Source organism: Rhodoblastus sp. (assembly GCF_052145335.1).
GTDB lineage: Bacteria > Pseudomonadota > Alphaproteobacteria > Rhizobiales > Beijerinckiaceae > Rhodoblastus.
In genome coordinates, this window is the sequence record NZ_JBKQOU010000084.1 from 1 (window position 1) to 10,941 (window position 10,941).

The following is a 10,941-nucleotide window of genomic DNA, read 5'->3' on the forward strand; positions in this document are numbered from 1 at the left end:
TGATGCGGCGCGAACCGGTCTTGATTTCGACCGTCACCGCCATGCCGGGACTGAGATTCACCAACTTGTCGTCAATGTTCATCTGCGTCTTGTCGAGCGAGATGCGCGCGACATAGTCGAGCGAACCCTCTTTTCGCTCGTTCGCGTTCACGGACGCGCCATCGGGCGATTCATTGCTCTTGCCCTGGGGCGCCGGCGTCACCGCGTCCTGCGACACGCTTACAACCGAACCGCGAATGAGACCGTACCGGGTAAAGTTGAACGTATCGACCTTGATCTCCACATCCTGCCCGGCATGAACGAAGCCGACTTCGCGGTTCGGCAACATGGCTTCGATCTCGATGGCGCTGTCCTCGGGAACGATGACGGCGAGAGGCTGGGCGGGCGTCACCACGCCTCCGACCGTGTGAACGGCAAGCTGCTGAACCACGCCGTCGACCGGCGCCGTCAAACGTTGCAATCCGCTTCGCCGTTCAGCCTTCACGGCGTCTTGCGCCAGTCCCGCAACGCGCTGCTCAGCCTTGGAAAGGTCAGAGAAGATAGTGCGGCGGAACTCGGCCTCGGTGCGCTGGCGCGCCTCCCGCAGGGACGCTATCGCTGCTTCGGATTCCAGCAACCGGCTCTGCTGCACCGAGACATCCTGCTTCATGGCGACGAGATCCTGATACTCCGTCAGATAGACCAGTTTGCTGCCCAGGGCCTTGTCGAACAGCACCTTGCGCACGTCCACCCGCTCCTGCAGCACGGGAACTGTCGCTTCGAGCTTGGCTATTCCAGCGGCGACCGTCGCACGTTCGGCCTCCTTCTGCGCCACCTGGCGATCCAGTTCCGCCAGTTTGGAGACTTGTTCGGAGGTTTGGCTGACCAGGAACTGCCGTTGCGTTTCGATCTGTTGCGGACTGGCGCCCTGCGGCGGCTGAAAGCCGTCGAGCGGATTGGCGACGACATTGGTCTGCGCGGCCAGCGCCGCGCGCAGTCGCGCGACTTCGAGTTCGGCGGCGAGCAGATCCCCCCTGAAATGTTCTTCCTCGGCTCCGGTCATGGTCGGATCGAGCTCGATCAGCACCTCGCCGGCTTTGACCTTCTGTCCGTCACGAACGTGAATCGCGCCGACGACCCCGGTCTCGAAAGGCTGGATCAATTTGGACCGTCCGCTCGGCACGATCTTGCCGCTGGCGCTCGAGACGATATCGACATGCCCGAACGTGGCCCATCCCAGAGCGAAGCAGAATATGCCGACAATGGTCGCGCCTATGGCCCGCCCGATCGGCGAGGGGGGCATTTCCGTTATTTCGAGCGCAGCAGGAAGAAAGGCGATTTCATGCGTGTTGCGCTCGATTTTCCGCTTGGGAAAAGGAACGATTCTTTGATTGGCCGCGCTCATTGGAAGCCTCCCTGCATCTGGTGGAGCTTCGAATAGCGGCCGTTCTGCCGGATCAATTGCTCGTGCGCCCCATCTTCGACGATGCGGCCGTGCTCGATGGTCAGGATTCGATCGGCCTGACGCACGGTGGACAAGCGGTGCGCGATGACGAACACGGTTCGTCCCGCCGCGATGCGTTTCATGTTCTGCTGAATGGCGCGTTCGCTCTCGTAATCCAGGGCGCTGGTGGCCTCGTCGAAAATCAGGATGCGCGGGTCGGTCACCAGGGCGCGCGCTATGGCGACGCGCTGCCGCTGGCCGCCCGAGAGCGTCCCGCCGCGCTCGCCGACGACCGTGTCATAGCCGTCGGGGAGTTCGAGGATGAAGTCATGCGCGCCGGCGAAGTTGGCGGCGGCGATCACCCTTTCCATCGGCATGGCCGGATCGGCCAGGGCGATATTGTCGCGGATCGAGCAGTTGAACAGGCAGGAGTCCTGCATCACCACGCCGATCTGCCGGCGCAACCAGGCGATATCGACCATGGCGAGATCGACTCCATCGACCAGCACGCGCCCCTTTTCCGGAACGTAGAGCCGCTGCACCAGCTTGGCCAGAGTGCTCTTGCCGGAACCCGAGGAGCCTACGATGCCGATCACCTGGCCGGGCTTTACCGAAAAATTGACGTCGTCCAGCGTCGTCGCGCCATCGACGCGGTAACGGAAGCTGACATGGTCGAAAGTGACTTCGCCGCGGATTGCAGGAAGGGCGACGCGGCCGGGACTGAAACTGGGCTCCGGGACGGTATTGAGAATGTCGCCCATGCGGTCGACGGAGAGGCGGGCCTGGTGGAACTCCTGCCACATTTGCGCGAGCCGCAGCACCGGGGCGCTGACGCGACCGGCCAGCATGTTGAAGGCGACCAGTTCGCCGATGGAGAGATCGCCGCCGATCACCAGCTTCGCGCCGAAATACAGGATTGCGGCGGTGGCCAGCTTGTTGATCGTCTGCACGGCCTGGCTGGCGTTGTTGTTGAGGTTGAGCACGCGAAAACTCGCCGCCACGTAGCCGGCGAGTTGCTCTTCCCAGCGGCGCTGCATCTGCGGCTCGACCGCCATGGCTTTCAGCGTTTCGACGCCGGAGACGCATTCGACCAGAAAGGCCTGGTTTTCGGAGCCGCGCCGGAATTTCTCGTCGAGCCGCCGACGGAACATCGGGGCGGCGACAACTGAAAATCCGATGTAGAAGGGAAATGACGCCAGCACGATCCAGGTCAAGGTCGTCGAATAGTAAAACATAACCGCCAGAAAGGCGAAGGTGAAGAACAGGTCGACGACCAGGGTCAGCGCGGAACTCGTCAAGAACTGGCGGATGTTTTCGAGTTCGCGCACCCGCGCCAGCGAATCGCCGACGCGACGCGATTGAAAATAGGCGATCGGCAAGGCCAGCAAATGCTTGAATAGCCGCGCGCCGAGTTCGACGTCGATACGATTGGTCGTATGCGTGAACAGATAGGTTCGCAAGGCGCCGAGAATCCCCTCGGCAAAGGTCACGGCGACAAGGCCGCCGACCAGTACGTCCAGTGTGCTCAGGCTGCGATGAGCCAGCACCTTGTCGATGACGACCTGGAAAAACAGCGGCGAGACCAGCGCAAAAAGCTGGAGGAAAAACGACGCGGCGAGCACTTCGATCAGAAGGCGGCGGTATTTGTGAATGGCGCCGAGGAACCAGGTGATGTCAAAGCGGCGGTTGAGCTCCGCGAGGGCCGAACGGCGGGCCATCAGCACCAGCCGACCGTCCCACATCGCCTCGAATTCGGCGCGCGAAAGCATCTCCGGCTGTGCCGAGGCAGGATATTGCACCAGAACCTTGTCGTCGCCGACCTTGCCGAGAATCAGGAAGCCGCCATCCCTCAGGACGGCGATCCCCGGGAGCGGGGTTCCCGCAAGGCGATCCCAGTGCGTCTTGCGCGCGCTGGCCTTGAGGCCAAGCTCCTTGGCGCAGCGCAGCATTTCAACGACGCCGACGCGCGCGACGCCGAGCCGGTGTTTCAACTGGGCGGGATCGGCGCCAATGCCGTGGCAGCCAAGCAGCAGCACCAATGCGCCGAGTCCGGATTCGGCGACTTCGGCGTTCTCCGCGGCGTTGGCGCCGAAATCGATGGTCGCAGGCCGTTCCAGGTTTGCTTTGCGGACAAGGCTCAGGCTTTTGGCCGCGCCGCCAAGACGTTGCGCCGCGCTGGCGAAAAAGCCCTTGAGATCGCTCAAGACGTCTCTGGCGCGGGCGCGCAATGTCGCGGCGCGCTGTTCGGCCAGCAGAACCATGCCGCCCCATTGCTCTTCGAACTGGGCCCGAGTCATCAGTTCTGGTTTTGGTTTCGGCGCGGAGAATGACGAGCGCACCACGATCACGCTGTCTTCGGTCATCTTGCCGAGCACCAGAAAATCGCCGCTGCGCAAAACCGCGATCGCCGGAAGTTTCGCCAGCGCGAGCCGCGCCCAGTCCGTCGTGCGGGCGCGCGCCCTGACCCCGAATTTACGGGCCTGCTGCACTATTTGCTTAACGCCTATTTCGCCAGCAGCGTCGCGTTCGAACTGCTCGGTATGGGCGGACGCGACGCCATGCAGCCGCAGAAAAATCGCCAAAGCGAAGGCGCCGGAATTCAAATCCTGCGTATTTCCCTGTCGTGAAGCCATACGTTATCGTTTCGTCTCGAATGTTTGTGGTGCGGATTGCGCCGTCTCAGCCTCAAGCCAAAAGGCGCGCGGACCGCTGCGACCGGAACCCGGTCGCAGCGACTGAGGCGCATCTCTCATTGAACACGTATTGCGGCCGTGGGAGGCGGGGCCACCCACGGAAATTGGCCCCTATCAGTGGTGAGGCGAGGTGAGGAAGCCGTTTTGGTCGGCCCATTGAGAGGAGCCGTTGGCCATCGACGGCGCGCCCTTCCAATCGTTTTCAAAACCGCTGGCGGCAAACTGGTTCAACAGCGCCAGCTTGGCGGTTGTCGTCGAGGAAACCGGCGGCGGATCGGTGACGACAATGGACTGGCTGGCCGACTTCACCGTAGCGCCGGCGACCGTGTCACTCGCGGTGAGTGTCAGCGTCGCGACCGGATGCTGATGGCCACGGTAATTTGAAGTCAGCGTCAGTCCGCTATCGACCTGCGCTTCGGTCAGCGTGATCGAACTTCCATGAAACCGGTCTCCATGGCCGTCGGTGATTGTTTCGTAGCGCGGAAGTCCCGTAATCGTCAGGGTCTCGTCGGTGGCGGAAGTCGGCGATGTCATGCTGACGCCGAGACCGACCTTTCCACCGCCGCCGGTTACGGTAAGCGCGGAATCCGCAATCGTGAGGGTAGGCGAGGTGGTCGTCGACGATGTGGTCACCGGAGGGGTGGTCACCGGAGGGGTGGTCGTGGTCGCCGACGTCAAGGTATAGGTCACAGCATTGGACACGCCCGTTCCACCGGCGTTGGTGTCGGTCGCCGTGATCACATTGGCGCCCTGGCCGGTAAGCGTCACTTCATCCGACCACGCGCCATTGGCAGCTACCACAGCCGTGCCGATCTGCGTCTTCCCGTCCAGTATCTTGACCGTCGAGCCTGCGTCCGCGACATCCACCGTTCCGGAGATCAGCGGGTCCGCGTTGGTAACCGTCCCGCCCGCGCTGGTGATCGCCACCGTCGGCGCGGTTGGCGTAGTTGTGGTTGTGCCCGTTCCCGTACCGCTGCCCGTGGTCCCGGTTGTGCCCGTAGTCCCGGTTGTCCCGGTCGTGCCCGTGGTCCCGGTCGAACCCGCGGTCACGTTGGCGCCAAGGACGGTGTCGCCGGAGCCCGGCGCCTGGTAGAGTTGCACGTCGGCGATTTGCATGGCCATCGATTGCGGCGTCGAGCTATCGAGGGTCGTGTGCCAGCTGCTCGCGTTGGAATTCGCGACCTCATTGCTCATGATCACCTCCATCGGCTCATCCGGGATGGTGGTCTGGGCGCTGGTTATTTCCCCGATTACCTTGCCGTTCAGGTAATAGGTGATCGATTTGCCGGGCACCCAGTCGATTCCGTAGGTATTGTAACCTGCAGTCAGATCGGTGCCTGTGTTCACAGTATTGCCGAAACTGTCGCCGGAGGAATTGTGCAAATTATAGGACATCATATCGTTGGTAGGGCCTGAACCTGTCTCGCCGCCCTCCTGCATGTCGATTTCAAAATTGTCGCCGGAGTTTCCCGCGCCTGAGCCGGGCAGCAACCACAGAGCGGGCCAGGCGCCGTCGCCAGATGGCGCCTTCATGCTGACCTGCAGGTAACCGCCGTCGAATTCAAATTTTCCGTAACTGGAGACCGCGCCAGTCGTCACGGCATACGTCGAGCCGGCGGCGGTAATGCTCTGCTGGACAGCGGTAAGCGTCAGCCCGTTGTTGACCGAGACCTGGGAGGGCATGTTGTAATCGGCGTCATAAGTGGGGCCTTCGCTGCTACCACCCAGCCCATTATCGTTCCACGGGTATCCTTGGGCGGCATTGCTGGTCACAAAGGTGTTCCAGGCGGCAGTGTCTAGACTTGTGCCGGTGAAACTATCATTGAAAACGAGATCGCTGGAAGTGAATCCAGTGGGGGCCGTTAGAGTTGTAGACATTTTCCATCCTTGGTGTGAACGAAGATCTGACGCACTCTCCCCCCCACGAATACCTCAATTAAAGGTATCAAGGCGCGTGGTAGTCTTACGCAAGTCAATTAGCTACAATTTATAGGCTATTTGAGCTTCCCGAAGGCATCGACGATACCTAAGGCGGCCCACACCTAGAGCTTCAATATGGCGAAAGTGTGCAGCAAAGTCCTTGCTGGAAAATTAAAGCCAACAAAAAATGATTTGAATCAAATCACTAAGCGACCTTAAGCGTTGCCGATATTCATCATAATCTTTGCTGTTGAAACCCAAGACATTCCGGTCTTTTTGCAAGAACACGGAGACTGGAAGACGCCGGGCGAAGACGGGTGATCAACTGCGTCGATATGCTGAATCAAGGCTGTGAATTGCGTGCAAATTTTCTGCCTTTCGCTCAAGATGGCGTCGCTGGACGGCCCCGCAAACCGATCCAGCAAGGGCGAATCACGCTTCGTGCAGGCCGAAAACGAATCGGCCAGCGGGTTCCAGATCGCCGGCGGGGCCGTCAAGACCGTGGCGCACGGGGAGGTTCTCAATCAAGTTGTACTGGCGGCAATCGCATGGTCACACGACCGTCCGCCAAAGTTTGGGGGCAATTCCGCGCAATCATCGTCACAATCGCGCCCTTTTTTTACGATTAACCCTCAGGTCTTTTGCAACACATATTCGCTGGCGCGCGTTGTCGGAATCATGTGGACGAGGCCATCGCCGATGCGGGATTGCGGATGCTGACAAGACGAGCCTTGCTACTGACGTCAGCGTCCGCGAGTTTCCTCGGAATTTACAGCGTCGGTGTCGAGCCGCAGCTTTTCCCTGCGGTAACGCGCTACAGTTTGCAGCCGACGTCATGGCCTGCGAATTTGCGACTGAAAATCGCGGTAATAGCCGATCTGCACGCTTGCGAGCCGTGGATGAACGTCGAGCGCATCGAGCAAATCGTTCACGCCACCAATATGTTGGGCGCCGACGTTATCGTCCTCCTCGGCGATTACGTCGCCGGTCATGCGAAAATCACGGCAGTCGTGCCCAACAAGGAGTGGGCGCATGCGCTGGCCGCGCTGCGGGCGCCGCTCGGCGTCTACGCGATTCTGGGAAATCATGATTGGTGGGACGACAGGGCGGCGCTCGCGCGCGGACACGGCCCGGTCGCGGCAAAAGTCGCGCTCGAACAAGCGGGCGTTCCTGTCCTGGAAAACAAGAGCATTCAGCTTGCAAAAGGCCGGGAAAAATTCTGGCTCGCGGGCCTCGGCGATCAGGAGGCGTTCGCCTGGCGCAGGCTTGGTCGGCCGGGAGGCAAGCGCGGCGTCGATGATCTCGAAGCGACGCTCAATGGCGTCGCCGACGATTCGCCAGTCGTCCTGCTGGCGCACGAGCCCGATATTTTCCCAACTGTACCCGAGCGGGTATCGGTTACGCTTGCGGGACACACCCACGGCGGACAGGTTCGCGTTTTAGGAATGGCGCCCTTCATTCCGTCGCCGCTCAGCCGCGTCTACAGCTACGGGCATTTTTTCGACCGTGGCCGGCATTTGATTGTCTCCGGCGGCCTCGGTTGTTCATGGTGGCCGGTGCGTCTTGGCGTTCCTCCCGAGGTCGTCCTTGTCGAAATCGGCGCTGAATCCTCATTGAATACGGTCCAGCTTCCTGCCCCATACGACCTGCGAACTGTTCGCGGCGAGGTCGCATCTTCGCTGACCGCGGTTGCGCTGCGGGCAGGCAGCCCAGTACGCTAGGCGCGACAAGGCGGGCGAACGGCGGCGCTCATTATCGAGAACGGCTCATTTATTCGGCGGCGTTGTGGTGCTTGGCCTCAACCTGATCGTAGCAGAACGGCGTCCGCCCACTCGCCTCGGCGCGCGAGGGCGCCGTCACCAGGTCGGCGCCCTTGATGGCGACGTCGGTTCGGTTCCTGGCGTTGAGCTTCTTCATTATATTCCGCACGTGGACTTTCACCGTGCTCTCGCACATGTTCAATTCGTAGGCGATCACCTTGTTTGACTTGCCTTGGCGGATCGCCTGGATCACCGACAGTTCGCGGGAAGTAATGCCGTTGGCGACGACCTGTTCAGGTGTGGCTAATGGTTCGGGCTGGGCCGTGAGCAGGCATTGCGCCGGAAAATAAGTTCCTCCGGCGCCGACAAATCGCAAGGCCTGGATGAAAAACTCAAATTGCGCGTTCAACGATATGTAACCGTTCGCCCTCTGCCTCAGCGCGATCAGGGCGTCGTGAAAGTCGTCGGTCTTGGACAGGACCATGGTGCGTATGCATGGATCGAGATCCTTCAGCAGCGCCAACTCCGCTTCGGCTTGCTCGTCGCTCAAGGAAATGAGGGACAACACCACCAGGGTCGAACGAGGCGTCGCCTGAATTTCCGTCAATTCCGAAAGGCTCGCGCAAGCTTCGCTCTTGATTGGCCAGTGGCTGGTGACGCAGCATTGCAAGCAATCGCGCAAAAAATCGTTGCGCTCGACGATAACGATCACGCTGGTCAAATCGGAAAGGGTCGAGTGCGACCTCGGTTCATCGGCGGTATTGTTCACGCTCGCGGTCCCCTGGCAGGGAATTTCAGCCACTCTCGGGAACCTCGAATTTTCGTTTCCAAACATCGTCGACCTCCATAAATACTTAGTAAGCCACTCGCTTGAAGCCCACGTTATCCCGTCGCGCGCCGTACAGGGTCGCTCCCCGAGCAACCCTGGACCGCAGTTTTAAAAAGTTTTGACAACGCCCGGGATCGGCCCCCGCTGACTTGCGCGGTCCAGTCCGAGGCCGCGGAATCCGACCTGGTCGCATAATGGGCAAGGCGACACATCCCGCTGGCGCTTTCAAGCCTGCTGGACGACCGCGTTCCGCGCGCAACAACGTGCCCCCGATACATGACTAGCCCCCCGTTATCTCGACACAATACAAGTTACGATAACTCAATCATGCTTAAAATCGTGAAATACGCATAATAGATACTAATAAATATGTATTTAAGCAATATAAATTAACCGCACCATCGACTAAAGCAAGTATATAACAAATTTATGAAGCAATATATTTGATATTAATTCTCATCAGATCCCGGATATTTAAATCGAAATCATTTTTGTCCTAAACGCATGCGCTTCCAAATGAGATATTGCGAGCAAATCCGCTTTTCATACGTTCCCGTTCCGGCGCAAACGTCACCTGTGCGATTGCAGCCTATGCATTGCAACAAATAGCTTATACGCGGCCGCAGCCTGCAACCTCCAAGCTGCACAACTGTCCTGCTTTGGTATGGTTGCATCGCAGAAAGAGGAAATTTTAAGAAATTGGGGAGATAATTGGCGCCCCCCTGATCGCGATTGGTTGCGCCGCAGTTTGTTGCACGCAGCTAATAGTTTGAACTTTTTACTTATTTTGTCAAAATAGATGGCCTGAAGGCTATGAGAATTGGGCCGTTCGAGCCGCCTTTGCCGATCAGGCTCAATAGTGGTAGAGCCAAAAGGCGTAGGTATTTCACATAGCTTCTAAGAGATAGCAATGCGATGTTTGTCGCAGATCCGCGCCTTGACGCTCTGTGCGTTCGGCATGCCGACAGCGCTTCGCCCCTCAACCGCCCGGTAGTCGGGTGCGGCGTTCGCGCTACATGGGCGCCTAACACGCACGTGGCCAGCCACCGCTGTGTTGTGGCGCCTATGGCCGCCGCACCCGTTCGTTTGGTTTGGCAAGGAAAAGCGCAGCCAAGCGAGCCGCTGCAATTCCGCTAGCTGACGGTTCAAATCGAACCGGAGGCCTCGCGCAGTACGTGGGGGACCCCGGACATGCCCGCATTCAAAACAGACATTCTCTCAGTCTTCCGCAAACCATCGAACGTCAAGTACTACGCGCAGTTAACCGGGCTACAAATTGCCGAACAAGTCATATTCAGACGTTTCCAGTCGGAGCTTGGCGGCAAAAAAATCCTCGACATTGGCGTTGGCGCTGGAAGAACTGTTCCATTTCTCCTGGCGCTTGGGGAAGGTTATGTCGGAATTGATATCGCTCCCGAGATGGTTGACCATTGTCGGCGCAAGTTTCCAACAGGCAATTTCGCTGTCTGCAGCGCCATGGACTTGTCACGCTTCGCCGACTCCGAGTTTGACATGGCGCTCTTCAGCTTCAACGGGTTGGACTACCCGGACCATAATGGGCGGTTACAGGCGCTCGGCGAGATTCACCGAATCCTGGCGCCGGGCGGGCTGTTCGTTTTTTCATCTCACAATCGAGCGTGCCGGCCCGCGGCTCCTCCATGGGAGATTCGGAGCATGAACCTCGACCCGGTTCGCCGACCACGTCACACTCTGCGCACGCTCGCGGGATTGCTCCCATCGTCGGTCAACCACCTGCGGATGAAGCCATTCGAGAGCGAGCATGAGAATTATAGCTTGCGGAATGATAGCGCTCACTTCTACAGCTTGCTAATATATTATATTTCGATCCCGGATCAGATTAGACAGCTGGAATATTCCGGATTTGGCTCCATTGAACCCGTTGCGCTCGATGGCCGGTGGCTACGACCTGGAGAGTGGGCTGAAACTGTCGATGATCCCTGGATCTATTACGTTTGCCGCAAATCCATCAAAAGCGAGTTGATATGAGCGCTTCACTTTCTCTTTTATACCCATGACCCGTGAAAGCATTGAGCTATGGCGGAAACTGGGTGATGACGGCGTGAGGAAGGCGGCGTAACGGGGTTGGTGACCAAACCTGCCCGAACCTCCCGTAGGAGCGTTACGTCATGACCGAGAATAAAGTCGTCGCCCTGCGTCAGAAAGAGGCAATCGACGATCCGCTCATGTCTGGACGGCGCCCCTTGATCAAGGGTTTTCTTGCGGCTCTGCGAACATCGTAACCGTCCGGTCAGGCGGCCTTTGCGCTGAACGCGTCGCCCCATGGCAGGAGATCGG

General features: G+C 59.3%; 6 protein-coding genes. 2 read left to right on the top strand and 4 right to left on the bottom strand.

Features of this window, described 5'->3' with window-relative positions; translation table 11 throughout:
* The 3 genes from ACLP2E_RS05975 to ACLP2E_RS05985 form a co-directional block, all read right to left on the bottom strand.
* The coding region (locus ACLP2E_RS05975) for an HlyD family type I secretion periplasmic adaptor subunit (protein ID WP_442465412.1) at positions 1 to 1,384 on the bottom strand (1,384 nt) is incomplete at its 3' end.
* Entirely contained in the window at positions 1,381 to 4,056 is a 2,676-nt protein-coding gene (locus ACLP2E_RS05980; RefSeq protein ID WP_442465413.1) for a type I secretion system permease/ATPase, read from the bottom strand. The genes ACLP2E_RS05975 and ACLP2E_RS05980, both read right to left, overlap by 4 nt.
* A gap of 174 nt (positions 4,057 to 4,230) precedes the next feature.
* Positions 4,231 to 5,994 carry a family 16 glycosylhydrolase gene (locus tag ACLP2E_RS05985; protein WP_442465414.1) on the bottom strand — a complete coding sequence of 588 codons (1,764 nt, stop codon included), beginning with the start codon at positions 5,992 to 5,994 and terminating at the stop codon, positions 4,231 to 4,233.
* A gap of 755 nt (positions 5,995 to 6,749) precedes the next feature.
* Here ACLP2E_RS05985 and ACLP2E_RS05990 point away from each other — a divergent pair.
* On the top strand, positions 6,750 to 7,757 hold the full coding sequence (locus ACLP2E_RS05990) for a metallophosphoesterase (RefSeq protein WP_442465415.1): 1,008 nt from the start codon (positions 6,750 to 6,752) through the stop codon (positions 7,755 to 7,757).
* Between the two features lie 49 nt (positions 7,758 to 7,806).
* Here ACLP2E_RS05990 and ACLP2E_RS05995 read toward each other — a convergent pair whose 3' ends face one another.
* The gene (locus ACLP2E_RS05995) at positions 7,807 to 8,565 is read right to left on the bottom strand and encodes a LuxR C-terminal-related transcriptional regulator (protein ID WP_442464393.1); all 759 of its coding nucleotides are present in this window, start codon (positions 8,563 to 8,565) and stop codon (positions 7,807 to 7,809) included.
* A 1,251-nt stretch (positions 8,566 to 9,816) separates the two neighbouring features.
* Between ACLP2E_RS05995 and ACLP2E_RS06000 the strand changes: the two genes are divergently transcribed.
* On the top strand, positions 9,817 to 10,632 hold the full coding sequence (locus ACLP2E_RS06000) for a class I SAM-dependent methyltransferase (protein ID WP_442465416.1): 816 nt from the start codon (positions 9,817 to 9,819) through the stop codon (positions 10,630 to 10,632).
* Positions 10,633 to 10,941: the final 309 nt, after the last annotated feature.

Excerpts from the sequence above, each read along its gene's own strand:
- ACLP2E_RS06000 (WP_442465416.1), top strand. The coding sequence starts at position 9,817 with ATGCCCGCATTCAAAACAGACATTCTCTCAGTCTTCCGCAAACCATCG.
- ACLP2E_RS05985 (WP_442465414.1), bottom strand. The coding sequence starts at position 5,994 with ATGTCTACAACTCTAACGGCCCCCACTGGATTCACTTCCAGCGATCTC.
- ACLP2E_RS05990 (WP_442465415.1), top strand. The coding sequence starts at position 6,750 with ATGCTGACAAGACGAGCCTTGCTACTGACGTCAGCGTCCGCGAGTTTC.
- ACLP2E_RS05980 (WP_442465413.1), bottom strand. The coding sequence starts at position 4,056 with ATGGCTTCACGACAGGGAAATACGCAGGATTTGAATTCCGGCGCCTTC.